General features: G+C 69.0%; 20 protein-coding genes and 1 riboswitch. Of the genes, 10 read left to right on the top strand and 10 right to left on the bottom strand.

The genetic code is table 11. From position 1 onward, the window contains the following. Positions 1-63: 63 nt before the first annotated feature. A complete protein-coding gene (locus tag BMW51_RS08625) occupies positions 64-2,094 on the bottom strand; it encodes a protein-disulfide reductase DsbD family protein (RefSeq protein ID WP_093005476.1) in 2,031 nt (676 codons plus the stop codon). 62 nt (positions 2,095-2,156) lie between these two features. Between BMW51_RS08625 and BMW51_RS08620 the strand changes: the two genes are divergently transcribed. Next, positions 2,157-3,845 carry an alkaline phosphatase family protein gene (locus BMW51_RS08620; RefSeq protein ID WP_093005475.1) on the top strand — a complete coding sequence of 563 codons (1,689 nt, stop codon included), beginning with the start codon at positions 2,157-2,159 and terminating at the stop codon, positions 3,843-3,845. 50 nt (positions 3,846-3,895) lie between these two features. Continuing rightward, positions 3,896-4,825 carry a DMT family transporter gene (locus tag BMW51_RS08615; RefSeq protein ID WP_093005473.1) on the top strand — a complete coding sequence of 310 codons (930 nt, stop codon included), beginning with the start codon at positions 3,896-3,898 and terminating at the stop codon, positions 4,823-4,825. Here the strand turns inward: BMW51_RS08615 and BMW51_RS08610 are convergent. Then, positions 4,822-5,319: a CcdC protein domain-containing protein gene (locus BMW51_RS08610; RefSeq protein WP_093005471.1), complete on the bottom strand. Its 498-nt coding sequence runs from the start codon at positions 5,317-5,319 to the stop codon at positions 4,822-4,824. The two genes, BMW51_RS08615 and BMW51_RS08610, sit on opposite strands and share 4 nt — an antisense overlap. A 60-nt stretch (positions 5,320-5,379) precedes the next feature. On the opposite strand from BMW51_RS08610, the gene BMW51_RS08605 reads away from it, so the two are divergent. Beyond that, on the top strand, positions 5,380-5,640 hold the full coding sequence (locus BMW51_RS08605) for a SemiSWEET family transporter (RefSeq protein WP_019515868.1): 261 nt from the start codon (positions 5,380-5,382) through the stop codon (positions 5,638-5,640). A gap of 175 nt (positions 5,641-5,815) precedes the next feature. On the opposite strand, the gene BMW51_RS16335 is transcribed toward BMW51_RS08605, so the two are convergent. The 6 genes from BMW51_RS16335 to BMW51_RS08580 all read right to left on the bottom strand — a co-directional run bounded on the left by BMW51_RS16335 (position 5,816) and on the right by BMW51_RS08580 (position 11,460). Continuing rightward, positions 5,816-5,947, bottom strand: coding sequence for a hypothetical protein (locus BMW51_RS16335; RefSeq protein ID WP_281243245.1), 132 nt, complete (start codon positions 5,945-5,947; stop codon positions 5,816-5,818). Next, complete coding sequence (gene gcvPB / locus BMW51_RS08600) at positions 5,944-7,521, bottom strand: aminomethyl-transferring glycine dehydrogenase subunit GcvPB (RefSeq protein WP_093005469.1); 1,578 nt, start codon at positions 7,519-7,521, stop codon at positions 5,944-5,946. Before gcvPB ends, BMW51_RS16335 begins: the two co-directional genes overlap by 4 nt. Further along, entirely contained in the window at positions 7,518-8,876 is a 1,359-nt protein-coding gene (gcvPA, locus tag BMW51_RS08595) for an aminomethyl-transferring glycine dehydrogenase subunit GcvPA (protein WP_093005467.1), read from the bottom strand. Before gcvPA ends, gcvPB begins: the two co-directional genes overlap by 4 nt. 45 nt (positions 8,877-8,921) lie before the next feature. Next, a complete protein-coding gene (gene gcvH, locus BMW51_RS08590; protein WP_093005465.1) occupies positions 8,922-9,293 on the bottom strand; it encodes a glycine cleavage system protein GcvH in 372 nt (123 codons plus the stop codon). Positions 9,294-9,296: 3 nt separating this feature from the next. Continuing rightward, entirely contained in the window at positions 9,297-10,451 is a 1,155-nt protein-coding gene (gene gcvT / locus BMW51_RS08585) for a glycine cleavage system aminomethyltransferase GcvT (protein WP_093005975.1), read from the bottom strand. Positions 10,452-10,605: 154 nt separating this feature from the next. Then, positions 10,606-10,708: riboswitch (glycine riboswitch) on the bottom strand. Positions 10,709-10,788: 80 nt separating this feature from the next. Then, positions 10,789-11,460, bottom strand: a complete 672-nt coding sequence (locus BMW51_RS08580) for a hypothetical protein (RefSeq protein ID WP_245708366.1) — start codon at positions 11,458-11,460, stop codon at positions 10,789-10,791. Positions 11,461-11,581: 121 nt separating this feature from the next. On the opposite strand from BMW51_RS08580, the gene ispH reads away from it, so the two are divergent. From ispH to BMW51_RS08560, 4 genes are all read left to right on the top strand, one after another. Continuing rightward, on the top strand, positions 11,582-12,556 hold the full coding sequence (gene ispH, locus BMW51_RS08575) for a 4-hydroxy-3-methylbut-2-enyl diphosphate reductase (protein WP_093005463.1): 975 nt from the start codon (positions 11,582-11,584) through the stop codon (positions 12,554-12,556). A gap of 132 nt (positions 12,557-12,688) precedes the next feature. Then, positions 12,689-13,660 carry a homoserine kinase gene (gene thrB / locus BMW51_RS08570; protein WP_093005461.1) on the top strand — a complete coding sequence of 324 codons (972 nt, stop codon included), beginning with the start codon at positions 12,689-12,691 and terminating at the stop codon, positions 13,658-13,660. Next, on the top strand, positions 13,657-14,133 hold the full coding sequence (gene rnhA, locus BMW51_RS08565) for a ribonuclease HI (RefSeq protein ID WP_093005459.1): 477 nt from the start codon (positions 13,657-13,659) through the stop codon (positions 14,131-14,133). The genes thrB and rnhA overlap by 4 nt, the downstream gene beginning before the upstream one ends. A gap of 13 nt (positions 14,134-14,146) precedes the next feature. Then, positions 14,147-15,034, top strand: a complete 888-nt coding sequence (locus tag BMW51_RS08560) for a DMT family transporter (protein ID WP_093005457.1) — start codon at positions 14,147-14,149, stop codon at positions 15,032-15,034. On the opposite strand, the gene BMW51_RS08555 is transcribed toward BMW51_RS08560, so the two are convergent. After that, positions 15,031-16,113, bottom strand: coding sequence for an NAD(P)/FAD-dependent oxidoreductase (locus tag BMW51_RS08555; RefSeq protein WP_093005455.1), 1,083 nt, complete (start codon positions 16,111-16,113; stop codon positions 15,031-15,033). The genes BMW51_RS08560 and BMW51_RS08555 overlap by 4 nt on opposite strands. Then, a complete protein-coding gene (locus BMW51_RS08550) occupies positions 16,110-17,048 on the bottom strand; it encodes an alpha/beta fold hydrolase (protein WP_093005453.1) in 939 nt (312 codons plus the stop codon). The genes BMW51_RS08555 and BMW51_RS08550 overlap by 4 nt, the downstream gene beginning before the upstream one ends. A 51-nt stretch (positions 17,049-17,099) precedes the next feature. Between BMW51_RS08550 and BMW51_RS08545 the strand changes: the two genes are divergently transcribed. From BMW51_RS08545 to BMW51_RS08535, 3 genes are all read left to right on the top strand, one after another. Continuing rightward, positions 17,100-17,573, top strand: a complete 474-nt coding sequence (locus tag BMW51_RS08545) for an A24 family peptidase (RefSeq protein ID WP_093005451.1) — start codon at positions 17,100-17,102, stop codon at positions 17,571-17,573. A gap of 63 nt (positions 17,574-17,636) precedes the next feature. Continuing rightward, a complete protein-coding gene (gene cpaB, locus BMW51_RS08540) occupies positions 17,637-18,680 on the top strand; it encodes a Flp pilus assembly protein CpaB (RefSeq protein WP_093005449.1) in 1,044 nt (347 codons plus the stop codon). Between the two features lie 2 nt (positions 18,681-18,682). After that, positions 18,683-20,356, top strand: a complete 1,674-nt coding sequence (locus tag BMW51_RS08535; protein ID WP_093005447.1) for a type II and III secretion system protein family protein — start codon at positions 18,683-18,685, stop codon at positions 20,354-20,356. Positions 20,357-20,359: the final 3 nt, after the last annotated feature.

Genomic DNA, 20,359 nt, shown 5'->3' with positions numbered 1-20,359 from the left:
GCGATTTGGCCGCATGCTGGGGAACAAAGCTGCACTGCACAAGAGCAGGGCAGCATGATAGCGTCAGGTCGCCAGGTCGGTCAGCGTCGCTTTGGTGAGAATCTGCGGCAGCACGCGCGGACTCTGCGCGCCTTTGGCGTACCACAGGTACAGCGGCACGCCCGCACGGTTGTGGCGTTCGATAAAGCGGCCGAGCGTCGGGTCGCCGTCGGTCCAGTCGCCGACCAGCACCGCGACGTTGCCGCGCTTGAACGCGTCGGCCACCGCCTGCGTCTCGATCGCCGCTTTCTCGTTCACCTTGCACGTCAGGCACCAGTCTGCGGTAAAATAAGCGAACACCGGTCGCCCTTGCGCCTGCAACGCGGCGAGCCGGGCTTCGCTGAACGGCTCCGCGCCCGGCAGCGCGGCGACGCTGGCGGCCCCGCCAGGCGCCGCGCGGACCAGCAGCACGCCCGCGAGCGCGAGTGCGAGCGCGACACCTGCGGGCAGCCCTGCGCGCTCGTGCCCGGCATGCTGCCGCCGCCCGGTCCACCACAGCCCCAGGCTCGCGATCAGCACCGCCGCCAGCCCCAGCGTCATGCCGTTGACCCCCGCCTGCCGCCCGAGCACCCAGGCGAGGGCGAGCGCAGTCAGGAACATCGGCACCGACAGGATATGGCGCAGCCGCTGCATCCACACTCCCGGGCGCGGCAGTCGCCGCCTGAGCGCGGGCACGAAGCCGATCAGCAGGAACGGCAGCGCGATGCCGAGGCCCAGTCCGGCGAACACTGCCATCGCCGCCACCGCGGGCAGCACCAGCGCCGCGCCCAGCGCCGCGCCCATGAACGGCCCCGTGCACGGCGTCGCGACGAACGCGGCGAGCGCCCCGGTCATGAACGCGCCCCCAATACCGCCAGCGCTCGCGAAGCGCGGCGTCGGCAGCTCGAACAGCCCCGCCAGGTTTAGCGCGATCGCGGCGACCAAAATCAAGAGCACGCCGACGACGCGCGGGTCCTGCAACTGGAACGCCCAGCCGGCACTCGCCCCTCCGGCGCGCAGTGCGAGGAGTATCCCGCCGAGCGCGAGGCAGACGAGCACCACGCCCGCGGTATACGCCAGCGCCTCGGCGCGCGCGTGCGTCTCGCTCTCGCCCGACTTGGCGAGGCTCAGCGCCTTTAGGCTCAGGATCGGGAAGACGCACGGCATGACGTTAAGCAGCAACCCGCCGAGCAACGCGCCGCCGAACGCGATCAGCGCCGCCGCCCATACGCCGCCGCCCGCCTTGCCCGCGGCAACGGTGCCGGGCGTCGCCGACAGCGCGAAACCCTGCCCGTCGGCGGTTCCCAGCACGCCCTCGATTCGACCCGTCGGCGCGGTCGCCGCGGGTTTGGTCTCGATCACCACGCGGTCGCCGTCGCGCGTCACCTGCTGCGGCGCGGCCATGTCGATCACGCCGCCCGCCGCGGGGTAGAACCACGCCTGCCCCAGCGACGCGTCGGCGGGATAGGGAACCGACAATCGCAACCGGCCCTGCTCGACCTCATAGGTGGCAGGCGAGCCGAGCGGACGCGGGATCGCGCGCGCGTGGGCATCGAAGCTCGCACGCCGTTCGGGCGTGATCGTGCCGTCGCCGATCGTCACGCTCGTCGCGACGTCCTGCTGCTCGGGCACGCAGATCTGCTCGGTACAGACGAGATAGGTGAGCTTCGCCGCGATCGGCAGGCGCGTGCCCGCGGCGAGCCCGGCGGGCAGCGTCACGTCGGCGAGGAGCGCGAACGGTCGCTCGTAGACGTAGTTCATCAGCCCCGCGATCAGCAGCCGCCCCGGTACCGGATACCGCAGCGGCCCCGCGCTCGCTCCCGCGGGCAGCGTCCACGCCACCTGCGTCTCGACCCCCGCATCGCCCGGATTCTTCCAGTAACCGTGCCAGCCTGCCTCGGGCGCTGCCTCGAACGCCATTCGCACGGTCGAGCCCGCGCGCGGCCGCTCGCTCTCGGCGACCAGGTTCAAGCGGATGTGTTTGGCGCCCGGCGCCTGCGCCGACGCCGTCGGTGACAGCGCCGCCGCCAGCGTCATCAGAATGAAAAGCGCCGCGCGCACAGCTTGCCTGACCATCGACCCCGGCTCATAGCCGGGCGACCCCCGCTTTGCACCCCCGCCTCCATCAAGGTACCCGCATGAAAGCCCTCGCCGCCGCGCTGCTCCTCTCCTCCGCGCTGACCCTGCCGGCCACCGCGCAAAATTCACGCGAGGCGCGTGAAGCCACCCCCGCCGCGCCGCCGGTGGCGCCGAAGAGCGAGGCCGCCGCACCCGCCGCACCGCGCACGGCACCGAAACTGATCGTCGCGATCTCGGTCGATCAATTCTCCGCCGACCTGTTCGCGCAGTATCGCAACCATTTCACCGACGGCTTTGCGCGCCTTTTGACCGGCGCGGTGTTCCCCTCCGGCTACCAGAGCCATGCCGCGACCGAGACGTGCCCGGGTCACTCGACGATCCTGACCGGCATGCGCCCGGCACATACCGGGATCGTCGCCAACACCTGGATCGACCAAAAGGCGGGCCGCGAGGACAAGCAGGTCTATTGCGCCGAGGATGAGCGCGCGGCGGGCAGCGATCACGAGAAATACGTGCCGAGCGACGTCCACCTTAAGGTGCCGACGCTGGGCGAGATGATGAAGGCGCGCGATCCGCGCACCCGCGTCGTCTCGGTCGCGGGCAAGGACCGCGCCGCGATCATGATGGGCGGGCACAAGGTCGACGAGCTGTGGTTCTGGGGCGGCAAGGACTTCATCTCCTACGACGGGCGCAAGGCCCCCGCGGCGGTCGAGCGCGCGAATGCCGCAGTGACGGCGCTGATCGCGCGACCGCAGGCCGGGCTTGAACTGCCCGCCTATTGCCAACCGATCGCGCGGCCGGTGCAGGTCGGTGACCAGACGCTCGGCACCGGACGCTTCGAGCGTCAGGCGGGCGACGCCAAGGCGTTCCGCGCCTCGCCAGCGAGCGACGGCGCGGTATTCGCGCTCGCCGCCGCGCTGATCGGCGACATGAAGCTCGGCCGCGGACCGCAGACCGACATCATCTCGGTCGGCGCCTCGGCGACCGATTACATCGGCCACACCTTCGGCACGCAGGGGTCGGAGATGTGCATCCAGATGAACGAGCTCGACCATTCGCTCGGCGGCTTTCTCGCGCAGCTCGACCAATGGGGGCTCGATTACGAGGTCGTGCTGACCGCCGATCACGGCGCGCACGACATGACCGAGCGCCAGCAGCAGCGCGCGATGCCGATGGAGGCGCGCGTCAACGCCGACGTGACCGCGAAGGCGCTCGGCGCCGTGATCGGGCGCGACATGGGGATCGCCGGGCCAGTGCTGCTCGCCAGCGAAGGCGACGTCTACGTCGCCGACGACGTACCACCCGCGCGCCGGCCTGCGGTGATCGCGGAAGCGGTGAAGCGCTTCTCCGCGCAGCCGCAGGTCGCTGCCGCGCTGACGCGTCAGCAGATCATGGCGACGCCGATGCCGACCACCCCGCCCGAAACCTGGACACTGCTTGAGCGCGCGCGTGCCTCGTTCGATCCCGCACGGTCGGGCGACTTCCTCGTCCTGCTGCGCCCGCGCGTGACGACGATCAGCAAGCCCGGTCCCGGTTATGTCGAGACGCACGGCTCGCCGTGGGATTACGATCGCCGCGTACCGATCCTGTTCTGGCGCAAGGGGATTGCGGGGTTCGAGCAGCCGCTCTCGGTCGAGACGGTCGACATTGTCCCGACGCTCGCGGCGACGATCAACCTGCCGGTGTCGGGGCTCGACGGCCGCTGCCTCGATCTCGATTCGAGCGCGGCGAGCACCTGCGCGCGCTGAGCGGTCGATCGCCGGTTGCGCCGCGTGTCCCGATCGGGGAAGCGCGGCGCGTGGCGCCACCTGATCCCAACCGACACGCGACCGACCGCGTCCTGCTCGCGATCGCGCTCAGGCTGCTGTCAGTCGCGCTGTTCGCCTTCATGAACGTCGGCATCAAGCTTGCCGAGGCGCGCGGCGCGTCGCTGGCGGAAATCATGTTCTGGCGGCAGTTCGGCGCGACCCTGCTCGTCGGCGGCCTCGTCGCCGCGGGGCCTGGCATCGCCAGCCTCAAGACCGAGCGCTTCGGCGCGCACGTGCTGCGCACCGTGCTCGGGCTCGCCGCGATGGCGCTGACGTTCACGACGCTGACGATGCTGCCGCTGGCGGAAGCGACGACGATCGGCTTCTCGATGCCGATCTTCGCCACCGTGCTCGGCGCGCTGGTGCTGCACGAACCGACGGGGATGCGGCGCTGGGCCGCGGTGCTCGCCGGCTTCATCGGCGTGCTGATCGTCGCGCAGCCGGGTGGCGAGGCATTCCCGCTCGCCGGCGCGCTCACCGGGCTCGCCGCCGCGGCGGGCACCGCCACCGTGTCGATCCTGCTGCGCACGATCGGGCGGACCGAAGCACCGCTCACCACCGTGTTCTGGTTCTCGTGCCTGTCGCTGCTGCCGCTCGGTTGCGCCTATCCCTTCGCGGTGAAGGCGCACGCGCCGTTGGTATGGGCAATCCTGCTCGGCATCGGCGTGATCGGTGGCGCGGCGCAGATCGCGATGACGCGCTCGCTGACGCTCGGCCCGGTCTCCACCGTGGTGCCGATGGATTATACCGCCTTGCTGTGGGCGACGTTGCTCGGCTGGCTGGTATTCGATCGCCTGCCTGCCGCCGCGACCTGGGTGGGGGCGCCGGTGATCGTCGCCTCGGGGCTCTACATCGTGTGGCGCGAGCATGTCCGCCGGCGCGAGGAAACTCGCCAGGCGATCGCGCAGGGCATCGCCTAGGCGGCGGCGAGCAGACGCCGCCCGCGCAGGAACATCTCCACCCGCATCGCGGTGAACAGGCCGAGTGCCAATGCCATCAGCACGTCGGTGAGCACGAGCGGATCGATCCCCCACCCGCTCCGCTCCACCGCGACGCGCGCACCGCTGCGCGCCGCGACCAGCGCGACGATGAACAGCAGCGCGGCGGGCGACCCGGTCTGGTTGAGCGCGTGGCTGCCCGGATCGACCGCGATCCGCATCATCTTGCCGCGCTGCCACCCGAGCAACGCGCCCAGCAACAATGCGCCGAGGCAGAACAGCCAGCCTGCCCCCCGCGGCGGGTGCTGCGCGTACAAGGCGACGCACAAGGCGGCATAGAGCGCGGGCAACATCCACAGGCGCTCGAGCTTCAACGGCCGCGCCCGGCTCATCCGCTTCCACCGGAATGCCAGCACGAGCGCGAGAATCGCGAAGGTCATGGCGTAGCTGATCCAATTGCCCGGCGCGGTGTTCATGGGGTGAGGCTAACCCGAGGTGTGCCGAAACGAAAGCGGCGGCTCGCGCGCTTGTCGGCGATGCAAGACAAGCACCTGCGCCTGCTCGGCTGGATCGCGACGGCGACCGCGGTCGCGATGTACCTGTCCTATCTCGACCAGATCAAACTCAACCTGGCCGGTGAGAAGGGATCGCTGATCCAGCCGCTGGCGACGATGGTCAACTGCAGCCTGTGGGTTGCTTACGGGTTCCTGCGTCGCCCGCGACGCGACTGGCCGATCGTACTCGCCAACGCGCCGGGTGTGCTGCTCGGCGCGATCTCGTTCGCGACCGCGCTGTGATCGGTTAGCGGCGACGCATCAGCCAGACGATCGCGCCGACGATCAGGTACCAGAAAGCGGTATCGGCGATGAACGAGCCCGGCCGAAACACGTCTTCCGCACCCAGTTTGTGCGGCACAGAGGTCGCGGGATCGTCGGCGTGGAACGGAGCCGGCCAGCCACCTTCGATACGAGGCTAAACCTGCGACAAGCCGCCTTCGCTGCCGTAGATGGCAACATTGCCGCGGTCGTCTTGTACGACGACGCTCAGGCCGGTGACCGCGAGCGCGGCGGCGAGCCGTATCGCCACCGCGCGCACGTCGCTCACTCCGCCGCTTGCGCGACCGGCGCCGGCTCCTTCCACACCAGCTTGGGCTTGCGTGCCGCCAGCGTCTCGTCGAGCCGCGCGCGCGGGGCGAAATGCGGCGCGCTCTTCAGGCTCGCGTCACCTGCCTTGGCACGCTCGGCCACGCTGCGCAGCGCGCCGATGAACTGGTCCAGCGCCGCCTTCGACTCGGTCTCGGTCGGCTCCACCAGCATCGCGCCGTGGACAACGAGCGGGAAGTAGACCGTCATCGGGTGGAAGCCCTCGTCGATCAGCCCCTTGGCGACGTCGAGCGTCGAGAAGCCGTCGGCCAGGTTCGCATCCGAGAACAGCGCCTCGTGCATGCATGGTCCGGCCTTGCCGAACGGCGCGTCCAGCACGTCCTCCAGGCTACGCAGCACGTAGTTCGCGTTCAGCACGGCATCCTCCGCGACCTGGCGCAGGCCGTCCGCGCCGTGTGAGAGAATGTAGGTGAGCGCACGGGTGAACATGCCCATCTGACCGTGGAACGCGGTCATGCGCCCGAAGCTGTCGGGATGGCGATCCTCGACCGTCTCTTCCTCGACCAGCGTGATGTGGCCGTCGCCGTGACGCTCGGTGAACGGCAGCGGGCCGAACGGCGCCAGCGCTTCCGACAGCACCACCGGACCCGAGCCCGGCCCGCCGCCGCCGTGCGGAGTCGAGAAGGTTTTGTGCAGGTTGATGTGCATCGCATCGACGCCGAGGTCACCCGGACGCACGCGTCCCACGATCGCGTTGAAGTTCGCGCCGTCGCAGTAAACGTAGCCGCCCGCCGCATGGACCGCGTCGGAGATCTCCTTCAGATCGCGCTCGAACAGCCCGCAGGTGTTTGGATTGGTGATCATCACCGCTGCGATGTCGGGGCCGAGCCGTGCCTTGAGTGCCGCGGTATCGACGCGCCCATCGGCGGTCGCGGGAATGTCCTCGACCTGAAAGCCGGCGAAGGCGGCGGTCGCGGGGTTGGTGCCGTGCGCGCTCTCGGGCACCAGCACGATCTTGCGATACCCCTCGCCGCGTTTCTCCAGCGCCGCCTTAATGCACAGGATGCCGCACAATTCGCCGTGCGCGCCCGCCTTCGGGCTCATCGCGACGCCGTGCATGCCGGTCAGCTCGATCAGCCACACCGCCAGCTCGTTGATGACGCCGAGCGCTCCCTGCACCGTGTCGACCGGTTGCAGCGGGTGAACGTCGGCGAAGCCGGGCAGCCGCGCCATCTTCTCGTTCAGGCGCGGGTTGTGCTTCATCGTGCACGAGCCGAGCGGGAACAGCCCTAAATCGATCGCGTAATTCTGCCGGCTGAGCCGGGTGTAATGCCGCACCGTCTCGGGCTCCGACAGGCCCGGCAGGCCGATCGGCGCGGTGCGCGCGAGATTGCCGAGCCGCGAGGTGGCCGTGACGGGCTCCGCCACTTCGACGCCGGTCGTCTCGGTCGACCCGATCTCGAAGATCAGCGCTTCTTCCAGCATCAATGCCTTGTTGCCGGTGAAGGTCGGGGCGGCCTCGTCGGTGCCCTTGACGGTCATCTCGGGCCGCCAGCCGCTCTGGTTGATGCTCATGCCAACACCTCCTCGATCGCGGTTGCCAGCGCCTCGACATCCTCTTGCGTCACCGTCTCGGTCACCGCGACCACCAGCCCATTGGCGAGCTCCGCCTCACCCGGATAGAGCCGGCCGAGCGACACGCCCGCGAGCACGCCCTTGTCGGCGAGCGCGCGCACGATCGGCCGCGCCTCCTGCCCCAGATCGAGCGTGAACTCGTTGAAGAACGCGTCGTTGACGAGGCTGACGCCCGGCACCTTCGCCAGCCGCTCCGCCGCCGCGACCGCGTTCGCGTGATTGGTTGCCGCAAGCTGCCGCAAGCCTGCCTCGCCCAGCAGCGTCATATGGATCGAGAACGCCAGCGCACACAGCCCCGAATTGGTGCAGATGTTGCTGGTCGCCTTCTCGCGCCGGATATGCTGCTCGCGCGTCGACAGCGTCAGCACGAAGCCGCGACGACCATCCGCGTCGACCGTCTCGCCGCACAGGCGCCCCGGCATCTGGCGGACGTACTTCTCCTTGCAGCCGAACAGACCGACGTAAGGCCCACCGAACTGGAGCCCGACGCCGAGCGATTGGCCCTCGCCGACGACGATGTCGGCGTCCATCTCGCCGGGACTGCGTATCGCGCCGAGCGCGACCGGTTCGGTCACCACCGCGATCAGCAACGCCTTGTTCGCGTGGCATGCGTCGGCGAGCGGCTTCAGGTCGGCGATGCGCCCCAGAATATCGGGGTATTGCACCACCACGCACGACGTATCGCCGTCGATCTTCTCAATCAGCCGGTCCACGTCCATGTCGGGCACCAGCCACGGCGATGTCGTGTCGAGCACGTCGCCGGTGTACTTCGCCATCGTCTTCGCGACCGAGACATAGTGCGGGTGGAGCCCGGCCGATAGGATCGCCTTACCGCGCTTGGTGATCCGGCGCGCCATGCCGATCGCTTCCCAGCACGCGGTCGAGCCGTCGTACATGCTGGCGTTCGCGACATCGGTGCCGAGCAGACGCGCGACCTGCGTCTGGAACTCGAACAGCATCTGCAGCGTGCCCTGCGCGATCTCAGGCTGGTACGGCGTATAGGCGGTCAGGAACTCGCCGCGCTGGATCAGGTGGTCGACGCTCGCGGGCACGTGGTGGCGATACGCCCCCGCGCCGAGGAAGAACGGAACCTCGCCCGCGACCGTGTTCTGCCGTGCGAGCGCGGTCATGTGCCGCTCGACGCTCAGCTCGCTGGCGTGGTTCGGCAGGCCGTGAACGGGCCCGTCCAGCCGCGCGGCCTCGGGCACGTCGACGAACAGGTCATCAATCGACGCGGCGCCGATGACGGACAGCATGTCGCGGCGATCATGGTCGGTGAGTGGCAGGTAGCGCATGGCAGTTCCTTGCACGCCGCCCGTCGCCGGGCGGCGGGACAATCGTTAAAGCTTCTCGACGAACGCCGCGTAGGCCTGCTCGTCCATCAACTGATCGAGCTCGGACGCGTCGGAGAGCGTGATCTTGAAGAACCAGCCCTCGCCTTCGGGGTCCGAGTTCACTAGCGACGAATCATCGGCGAGCGCGGCATTGCCCTCGATCACGGTGCCCGACACGGGCGCGTAGACGTCCGACGCGGCCTTGACGCTCTCGACCACCGCGGCGTCGTCACCCTGGCTGAGCGACTTGCCCTCTTCAGGCACCTCGACGAACACGATGTCGCCGAGCTGGCTCTGCGCATAGTCGGAGATGCCGACGGTGCCGGTCTCGCCGTCGACATCGATCCACTCATGGTCCTGCGTGAAATAACGGCTCATGGATCAGGCTCCTCGGTAGTAACGATGGGGAACGAACGGCATCGCGGCGACGGTCGCCGAGTGCACCTTGCCGCGCTGGACGAGGCTGACGGCCGTGCCGGCGGTCGCGAGATCGTTCGGGACATAGGCCATCGCGATCGGCGCGCCGACGCTGGGTGCAAAGCCGCCGCTGGTCACGCGCCCGATCACCGCGCCGTCGTCGCCGACGACGCTCGCGCCCTCGCGCACCGGCTGACGACCCTCGACCAGCAGCCCGACACGCTTCACCGCGGGACCGTGCTCGCGCTCGGCGAGGATGCGTGTCGCACCCGGAAAGTCCGCCGCCTCGCGTCGGCGCTTCCACAAAGCGAAGCCCAGGTCGGCCATCACCGGCGTCGTCTCAGGATCGAGATCGTGGCCGTAGAGCGGCAACCCTGCCTCGAGCCGCAGCGAATCGCGCGCACCCAGGCCGATCGGCTTGACCTCGGGCTGCGCGAGCAGCGCGTCGGCGAACGCCTCGGCGGCCTCGGCGGGCAGCGAGATTTCGTAGCCGTCCTCGCCGGTATAGCCCGAGCGGCTGAGCCACAGGTCGTGTCCCTGCCACTGGAACGCGCCCGCCTGCATGAAGGTCAGCGCCTCGACACCCGGGATCAGCCGCGACACCGCGTCGACCGCCTTCGGCCCCTGCACCGCCAGCAGCGCGTGATCCTCCATCAGGTTGATCGTCACGTCGTCGGGCAGATGCTCGATCATGTGCGACACGTCGTCGTATTTGGTCGCGCCGTTGACGACCATGTAGACGCGGTCCTCAGCCTGGCGCGTCAGCATCAGATCGTCGAGCACGCCGCCCTCGTCGTTGAGCAGCAGCGAGTAGCGCGCCTTGTTGAACGGCAGCTTCTCGATCTCGGCCGGCAGCAGCGCCTCGAGCGCGGCAACGACGCCCTCGCCGGTGATCGACAATTGCCCCATGTGGCTGACGTCGAACAGCCCGGCATGCTCGCGCGTCCACAGGTGCTCGGCCATGATACCTTCGTACTGGACGGGCATGTGATAGCCGGCGAACTCGACCATCCGGCCGCCACGCGCGCGGTGCCACGCGTCGAGCGGAAGCGTCAGCGTCTCGATGACGACCTCGTCGTCGTCACTTGCGCCGTTGGTGGGTTGAATCTTGTCGCTCATCACGGCTTCCTGACGAAAGGGCATGGCAGCGCGAGGTCGCGCGGCGATCATGTCCCCCTCTGTCACGGAACCTGAGAGCTTTCTCCCGCGAACGGGATTACCCCTTCGGTGGATCACGCCGGGTGAACGGCGCAACCGCTTTCCAGAGTGTCGATAAGGCTGCGCGGTCCCTGCTGCCTGAGAGATTCCGGGGTGGTTGCTCCTTCGGCGGCGGCCAGGTGCCTGAAAGGCCGGCCGCGCTCTCCCGCGCCGCCCACGCGGGACTCACGCCCCGTGTCGACGCGCGCCGCTCTGCCCTTGCCCTCGAAACCTGTCAATCGATCTCGCGCAGGCCGGGTCAGCGCGTGGCGTTGTAGCGCAACTGATCCTGCGTCAGCTGGAACCCGACCAGCGCCTCGAAGGTGGCCGACAGCACCGCACTGCGCACCTCGGGTTGCGCGAGCGGGTCGAGCGCCGCGTCCTCGTCGCCCGCCTTGCGCTTGCGCGTCAGCTTGTCGCGGATTTCCTGCGGCACGGTGGCGAGCGCGCGCGATACGACCGTGGTCGCCTGCTCGTTCGCGGTCGCGACGCCTTGCCCTGCGTCCCAGTGGAGCGCGACGCCGCCGACGCGCTTAGACACGACCGAGGTACCGCCGCGGGTGATCGCGATGAAATACGGCAGCGTCACGTCACGCGCGGCCGCGGTCTGTGTTCGCCGCGCACGCACGTCGAAGGTGACCGTCGTCTGGATGTCGTCCCCTGCGTCGTTGCAGGTCGAGCGCACGTTGCTGATCGTCGCGACCATGTCGATCGCGCTCGCGTCGGTGCTGGTGGCGGGGTTGAACACGGTCACGTCGCCCGTGCCCGCGGGCACGCCGACGATCGGGCAGGCCGAGCGGACCGAGGTGATCCCCGCCGCGCCGCCGCTGATGTCGATCTCGCCCGACTTGGCGCAGCCGGCCAGCGACCCACCTGCGGCGAGGAGCATGGCGAGCGTCAGGAGGTTCGAGCGGTGCGACACGGGCGGCATTCCTGGTACAAGAAGCGAATACGCGACGGGACCGCTTCCTGTGACGAGAAGCCGGCCCCGAACGCCGCGCACCATAGGAACCGGCTTTCACCGGAGCAAGCATTGGCGTACATGCGCGGGCATGTCCGACATTGCCGACCTTTCCGCCTTCAAGCGCCGCCCGCTGGAGCTGATGATCGCCGCGCCGCGTGGCTTCTGCGCCGGGGTCGACCGCGCGATCCGGATCGTCGAACTGGCGCTGGAGAAGCACGGCGCGCCGGTCTACGTCCGGCACGAGATCGTTCACAACAAGTTCGTGGTCGACGCGCTGAAGGCGAAGGGCGCGATCTTCGTCGAGGAACTGGACGAGGTGCCCGACGACGCCAACGTCGTCTTCTCCGCGCACGGTGTGCCCAAATCGGTGCCGGCTGAGGCGCAGGACCGGGGTCTCAGCTACCTCGACGCGACTTGCCCGCTCGTCTCCAAGGTGCATCGTCAGGCCGAGCGGCTGGTCGCGGCCGGTCGCCACATCGTCTTCGTCGGCCATGCGGGCCACCCCGAGGTGATCGGCACCTTCGGACAGGTGCCCGCGGGCGCGATGACTCTGGTCGAGACGGTGGAGGATGTCGCCGCGCTCGAACTGCCCGATGCTGACAACGTCGCCTTTCTCACGCAGACGACGCTGTCGGTCGACGATACCGCCGCCATCGTCGCGGCGCTCCACGCGCGCTACCCCAGCATCGACGCGCCGCGTGGCGAGGATATCTGCTACGCCACCTCCAACCGGCAGGCGGCGGTGAAGGCGATTGCGGATTCATGCGACGCGGTGCTGGTGATCGGCGCGCCCAATTCGTCCAACTCGGTCCGGCTGGTCGAGGTGGCCGAGCGGCAGGGTGTGCGTGCGGCACTGATCCAGCGCGCGGCCGAGCTCGACTGGTCGTTCCTCGACGGCGTCGGCACATTGGGCATCACCGCGGGGGCGTCCGCGCCCGAACTGCTGGTGCGCGAACTCGTCGACCTGCTTGGCACCCGCTTCGACGTGATCGAGCGCGAGGTCGAGACGACGCGCGAGTCGATCGCGTTCAAGCTGCCGCGCGGGCTCGACGCCGCCGCCTAGATCGAAGCACCCGCGCTGTCCTACACGCGCGAACCGTGCCACCACGGCTTCGTGATCGCGGGCGCGGGCGGGCGGGCGCGCGCGCCTGCGTCGGGCTGTGACCTTTGTGACCTTTCGCGCGGGAGATTGAGCATGGCCGTCTACACGCACGTCTCGGCCGAGGCATTGAGCCGCTTCCTCTCGCGCTACAACGTCGGCGACCTCGTCTCGGCCAAGGGGATCGCTGAAGGGGTGGAGAATTCCAACTACCTCGTCGACACGACGCGCGGCCGTTTCATCCTGACGCTCTACGAGAAGCGCGTCGCCGCCGACGACCTGCCCTTCTTCATGGCGTTGCTCGACCACCTCGCAACCAAGGGCCTGCCGGTTCCCCCCGCGATCCCCGATAGCGAAGGGCAGTCGATCCAGCAGCTGGAGGGCCGTCCCGCCTGCCTGATCCGCTTCCTACCCGGCGTGTCGCTGTCGCATCCCACACCCTCACAGGCGCTCGCCGCCGGCGACGCGCTCGGGCAGATGCACCACGCGTTTGCCGACTTCACGCTGACGCGGCCGAACACGATGGGGATCGACACGTGGCGCCCGCTGTTTGACCGCTGCGGTCGCAGCCTCGATCAGATCGCGCCCGGCCTGCACGACACGCTCGACCGCGCGCTCGACCATGTCGTGGAACGCTGGCCGTACGACACGCTGGACACCTGCGCGATCCACGCCGACCTGTTTCCCGACAACGTGCTGATGCGCGGCGATCAGGTGTCGGGGCTGATCGACTTCTACTTCGCGTGCACCGACATCCGCGTACTCGACCTAGCGGTCACGCACAGCGCGTGGAGCTTCGATGCCACCGGCACGCACCACGACGCCGCGATCGGCCATGCCCTGTTCGCCGGGTACGAGCGCCACTTTCCCCTGTCCACCGCGGAGCGCGACGCGTTTCCGACGCTTGCCGCGGGTGCGTGCCTGCGCTTCGCGCTCAGCCGCGCGTGGGACTGGCTCAACACGCCCGCCGATGCACTGGTGACGCGCAAGGACCCGCTCGCCTATCTGCGCCGCCTCGCGCATTACGCGCCCGACCTGCTCCCCGACACGATGAAGCACCACGCATGACCACTGACGCAACCGAACTCCAGCTCGTCGAGATCGCCACCGACGGCGCATGCAAAGGCAATCCCGGCCCCGGCGGCTGGGGCGCGCTGCTGCGCATGGGCGAGACCGAGAAGGAACTGTCGGGCGGCGAGAACCCGACCACCAACAATCGCATGGAACTGACCGCGGCTATTCGCGGGCTAGAGGCGCTCAAGCGGCCGTGCCGTGTCCAGCTGTCGACCGACAGCCGCTACGTCATGGACGGCCTCACCAAATGGATCCACGGCTGGCAGAAGAACGGCTGGCGCACCGCCGACAAGAAGCCGGTCAAGAATGCCGAGCTGTGGCAGGCGCTGCTCGCCGCCGCCAAGCCGCACCGGATCGAGTGGAAATGGGTCAAGGGCCACGCCGGCCACCCCGACAACGAACGCGTCGACAAGCTCGCCAGCGACGCCGCGATCGCCGCTGGCAAGCGGTCCCGCGCGGCCGCCTGACCGTTCATTCCCGGTGCGTGCGCGCGACTTCCTGATCCTGCTGCTGGTCTGCCTCGCCTGGGGCTACAGCAACGTGCTCAGCAAGATCGTGGTCGGCACGTGGCACGTGCCGCCGCTGTTCTTCGCCGCGGTGCGCTTCGCGGTCGTCATGGTCGCGACCGTGCCGTGGCTGTGGCCGATGCCGCGCCCGCGGTGGCGCGTCGCCATCATCGGCCTGCTAATGGGTGCGGGCAATTTCGCGTTGCTGTTCATCGGCTTGCAGACCGCATCGCCCTCCTCCGCCGCGATCGTGATCCAGATCGGCGTGCCGTTCACGACGCTGTTGTCGATCATCATTCTGGGCGAGCGCATCCACCTGCGCCGCGGCGTCGGCATCGCGCTGACGCTCGCCGGCGTGGTGCTGGTGGTGTGGAACCCCGAAGGCGTCGCATTGTCGGCGGGGCTGTGGTTCATCGTCGGGGCAGCGTTCGCAGGGTCGCTGGGTGCGGTGATGATGAAACAGGTCGAGGATGTTGCGCCCTTGCGCTTTCAGGCATGGGTCGGCCTCGTCTCGTGCCTGCCGCTGGCGCTCGGATCGGCGCTGTTCGAGCATGGGCAGTGGACGAGCGCGGCGGCGGTCGGCTGGCCGTTCGTCGCCGCGGTGTTGTTCGCGGCACTCGTCGTCTCGGTCGCGGCGCACACCAGTTATTACGCGCTGATCCGTCGCTACGAGGCGAACCTGCTCGCGCCGCTGACGCTGATGACCCCGCTCGCCACGATCGCGTTCGGCGTCGCGCTGACCGGCGATCACCTCGATCGCCGCATGGTCGCGGGCGCCGCGCTCGCACTCCTAGGTGTTCTGGTGGTCGCGATGCGCGCACGACCGAAGACGGCATTGCTCGCCGAGCGCGAGCAGGCCTAGGGTCGCGCGAAACGCGTCGCGGCGTAGCGGTCGGCGTCGACACCTGAGGGCATCTCTCCACCGACCAGCAGCGCCGCGCCGATCTGCGCCGCCGCCGGCGCGGTCTGGATCCCGAACCCGCCCTGGCCTGCGAACCAGAAGAACCCGGGCATCTGCGCGTCGAAACCGTAGACCGGCGCACGGTCGGGCGCGAACGATCGCAATCCCGCCCAGGTCCGCTCGACCTTGGCGACCTGCCAGTCGACCACCTGCTCGAACCGGTCGATCGCGACCGCGACGTCGATTTCTTCCGGTTGCACATCGTGCGCGTCGACCGGCGTCTCGTCGTGCGGGCTGAGCCACAAACGCCCGCCCGCCTCGGGCTTGAAGTAGAAGCGGCCCGAGATATCGGCAACGTGCGGCAGCACGGACGGCGGCGCGGGATCGGTCAGCAACTGCACCATCGTGCGACGATAGGCCTGCACGCCAATCGGCTGCACTCCCGCGGCGCATGCCACCGCGTCGGCCCAGGCGCCACCCGCGTCGACCAGCACCTCGGCGGTGAAAACTCGATCATCGCCAGTCGTGATCTGCCAGCAGCCGCCGGACCGCTCCGCCGATGCCAGTGCGGCGTTCGTCTCGATCACGGCGCCGCCACTACGCGCCGCGCGCAGCCGGTCGGCGTGGTACGCCGCCACGTCGATGTACGCGCACGACGCCTCCATCACGCCGACCCGCCACTCGGACCTGAGCCCCGGCACCAGCGCGGCGGGATCGACCGGCTCCAGCACGACCGGCGTGTTCGCGAACTCGGCCAGGAACGCGTCGATTGCGGCGGCGTCGGTGTCGCGTCCGATGTGAAGCGAGCCGAGCGGCTCCAGAAACCCGCCATTGCGCAGCGCCGGACCCGACGCGGTGGTCAGCGGCTGGATCGCCGGACCGCCGTACGTCTCGGACCAGAACGCCGCCGATCGCCCGGTGGCATGATAGCCCGGCTGATCCTCCGCCTCCAACAGCAGCACGCGCGCGCGCCCACCGATTGCGGCAGCGAGGCTCGCGCCCGCGATGCCGGCACCGACGATCGCGATGTCGTAGTTCATGTTGGCGCCCGCTCGGCCAGGAACACATCGATCGCCGCCAGCGCGCGATCGCGCACCAAATCAGCCTCACGCAGCAGTTCGTGCGCCGCCTCGGCCCCGAAGCGGATCACCTTCGCATCGGGCAGCCGCGCGCCAATCGCCGCCGCGGCCTGCGCATCGACCAGCGCGTCGTGCTCGGCGAGCAGCATCAGCGTGGGCGTCGTCATGCGCACCAGCGCCGGATCGCACCGCAGCGCAAGCGTGCCCGCGAACGCTTCCGCCAGCCATGCCCAAGACGGCGGGCCGAGCCGCAGCTCGGGCGATCGCGCGTACCACCAATCCTCGTCCGAATAGCGGTCTGCGTCCGCGGTCAGGATTGATTGCCGATCGATCCGTGCGCCCGGCTTCTCATGCCCCTTCCACGCCGCGCGCGCGGGATCGCCTGCGCGCCGCATCAGCGTGGCCAGCCACCCGCCGGCGCGTGCGCCGACCGGTGAGCGCAGGCCGAGCATCGGCGCGACCAGCACCGCTGCGCCCGCCTCGATCACGCGGTCGACCAGCGCGCGGAGCACCAGAAATCCGCCCATCGAGTGGCCGACGACGACGTGCGGACCGGTCTGCTCTGCAACCCAGCTTCGCCAGAAATCGGCGAGATCGGTGATCCACCGCGCGAAATCGTCGGCGTGCCCGACGTTGCGGTCGGCGCTCAGCCGTCCCGACCCGCCCTGCCCGCGCCAGTCGAACGCGCTGACCGACCAGCCAGCGTCGTGCCAATGCGCGAACGCCTCCAGATATTTCTCGAACACGTCGCCGCGCCCGGTCTGAAACAGGATCGCACCGCGCTTCTCCGCGGCCGGCCAGTCGAAGCGGCGGATCGGCCAGCCGTCGACGGCGTGCCAGGTGGACACGCGCGCGTCCGCGGGGATGGCGCGGCGAAAGGCGGCATGGCGGCTCATCTGCCGGCGTGGTTACGGTTTCCTAAGGCATATCGTCTAGCCACCGATTGCATGGGGTTGGGTATTCTTTCCTGGGCGTTGCCCGCGTGTCTGGGCGTGCTGCTGGTCTCCGCTGGCATCGAGGACGCGCGCACCCGCGAGATCGCCAATTGGAAGAATGCGGCGATCGCGCTGCTCGCACCCGTCTGGTGGTTCGCGATCGGGCTCGATCCGTGGCCGATGATGGCGATCCAGCTGGGCGTCGCGCTGTTCGTCTTCGCCCTGTTCTGCGGTGCGTTCGCGCTCGGGCAGATGGGCGGCGGCGACGTGAAGCTGATCGGCGCGCTCGCGCTGTGGCTGACGCCGATGAACGTCATGAACATGCTGATCGTCATGTCGATCGCGGGCGGCGCGCTGACGGTCGTGTTCCTGCTCGATCACAAATTGCTGCGCCGCGAGGGCGCGATCGAGATCCCGTACGGTGTCGCGATCGCGCTCGCCGGGCTGCTCGCGCTGCGCGAACCGCTCGTTAACCAATTTACGTAATCATGCAGGCCGATCGAATCGGCCGTTCCGGCACCGTGCTAGGAACAGGGGGCAAGAAGCAAGATGGATAGTCGCAAGGTGGTTCTGCTGGTCGGCGCGCTGTTCGTGGCGGCGATCACCGCCTTTATGGCGCGCACGCTGATGGCGGGTAGTGCCGCACCCACCGCCGCCGCGGTCGCGATGCCCGCGCCCGTCGTCGTCGACGGACCCGAGGTGCTGGTCGCGACCCGCGCGCTGCCAGTCGGCACCATCCTGGACGCGACCGCACTCAAGTTCCAGCCGTGGCCGAAGGAGCTGGTCGAGAACGCTTACTACAAGAAAGCGGATACCGACATGACCAAGCTGCTCGGCACGGTGGTCCGCCTGCCGATCACGGCCGGCCAGCCGGTGACGCAGGGCGCGCTGGTGAAGCCCGGCGATCGCGGCTTCCTCGCTGCCGCACTAGGCGCAGGGATGCGCGCGGTGACGGTGCCGGTGTCGGCGCAGACCTCGGTCGCGGGCTTTGTCTTCCCGGGCGATCACATCGACCTGATCCTGACGCAGTCGGTCGAGGGCGGCGGCGATGGTCCTCCGCTCAAGACCAGTGAGACGGTGATCCGCAACCTGCGCGTGCTTGCCACCGATCAGAGCACGAGCAACGAGAAGGACGACAAGGGCAACACCGTCGTCAAGACCTTCTCCACGGTCACGGTCGAGGCGACGCCCAAGATCGCCGAGCAGATCGAACTGGCCCAGACGCTCGGCAACCTGTCGCTGTCGCTGCGCTCGATCGCCGACAATGCCGGGCAACTGGAGGAGGCGATCGCCTCGGGCCAGATCAGCGTCGGCGACGGCAAGAACGAGAAGGCGGTGCTCGCGCAGGCTACCAGCATGCCGCAGTCCGGCGCGGGCAGTTTCATGACCGGCGCCGACATCTCGCGGTTCCAGCGCCGCACCGTCCCGGGCAAGCCGATGACGGGCATGGGTGCAGCACCCGTACCGTCGATGGCGGCACCAGCTTACCAGGGTGGCGCACCCGCGGCGGGATCGCCCGCAGCGCCGAGCGGACCGGTCGTTCGGATCGCCCGCGGCAACACCGTGACCGAAGCTCCGGTCGGAGGGAAGTGATTATGCGTTTCTCGTCTAAGCCGCTCGGCTGGCCGCTGGCGCTCGCCCTGGCGAGTGCGGCCGTCGCCGCCACGCCGGCCACCGCGCCCGCGCAGTCCGGTGTCGCAGCCGTCAACGGCGGCACCATCCAGCTGTCGACCGGCCGCGGCCGTCTGATCACGCTGTCGCGTCCGATGAGCGACCTGTTCGTCGCCTCGTCCGACATCGCCGATGTTCAGGTCCGCTCGCCCACCCAGCTCTACGTCTTCGGCAAGAAGCCGGGCGAGACGACGGTGTCGGCGACCGCGAAGGGTGGAGCGGTGGTCTATGCCGCGACCGTCCGCGTCGGCAACAACTTCGACTCGATCCAGTCGATGCTCAACCTCGCCATGCCCGACTCGCAGATCACCGCGACGCCGATGAACGGCCTCGTGCTGCTGACCGGCACGGTGCGCGGTCCCGAGGATGGCGCGGAGGCCGAGAAGCTGGTCGCCGCCTTCGTGGGTGAGAACACCAAAGTGCTCAGCCGCCTGCGTACCGCGACGCCGCTGCAGGTTAATTTGCAGGTGAAGTTCGCCGAGGTGAACCGCACCTTCCTGAAGAACATCGGCAGCAACATCTCCACCATCGACAGCACGGGCGGCTTCCGCTTCGGCATCGGTTCGGGTCGCGGCGCGGCGACGACGATCAACACGCGGCCGGGCCTGCCACTGGGTGTGAACGCGGGCAATGTCAGCGGTTTCGCGATCGATCCGACCTCGATCACCTATCTTCCCAACGGATCGATCGACCCGACCTCGATCAAGGTCGTATCGACCCCTGGAACGAACGTTGGCACCGCCAACAACATCCGTTCGACGATCGGTGCGCTGACCAAGGTCTTCGGTCTCAACCTGCTCTCCGCGATCGATCTGGGCGAACAGAACGGACAGGTGACGACGCTCGCCAACCCGAACCTGACCGCTTTGTCGGGCGAGACCGGCACGTTCCTGGCGGGCGGCGAAATCCCGATCCCGATCTCGCAGGGGCTGGGCGCCGTTTCGGTCGAGTACAAGGAGTTCGGCGTTAGCCTGGCCTATACGCCGACCGTGCTGTCCGATGGCCGCATCTCGCTGCGCGTCCGCCCGGAGGTGTCGAACCTCGATTACGCCAACGCGGTCGCGGTCGGCAATTCGCGCGTCCCCGCGCTCACCACGCGCCGTGCGGAAACGACGGTGGAACTGGGGTCGGGGCAGAGCTTCATGATCGCCGGGCTGATGTCAAACACGCATGCCAACACGTTCGACAAGACGCCGGGCGTCGGCGACGTGCCGGTGCTGGGCGCGCTGTTCCGCTCCAACGCGTTCCAGCGCAACGAGACCGAACTCGTCATCATCATCACGCCGTATCTGGTGAAACCGGTGAACGGCACCGACATCGCGCTGCCGACCGACGGCTACAAGGCGCCGACCGACCTGCAGCGCGTGCTGCTCGGGCAGCTGACCGACGGGCAGAGCGGGGCGGAGCGACCACGGCCAACGATGCAGGTCGGCCCCGCTCCTGCCCCCGCGATCGGCGCCGCCGCGACACCGCGCGTCGGCCAGTCGCTGCCGCAACCGGCCGCTGCTGCCCCGGTGCGCGAGGCGGCCGACCGCAAGAACGGCCGGCTGCCCGCGAAGAAGGGCCCTGCCCCGACGCCCGGCTTCTCCATCAACTGACGC

The organism is Sphingomonas palmae (assembly GCF_900109565.1).
In the GTDB taxonomy this organism is placed as follows: Bacteria; Pseudomonadota; Alphaproteobacteria; order Sphingomonadales; family Sphingomonadaceae; genus Sphingomonas; species Sphingomonas palmae.
This window is presented reverse-complemented; position numbering and strand designations above follow the sequence as displayed.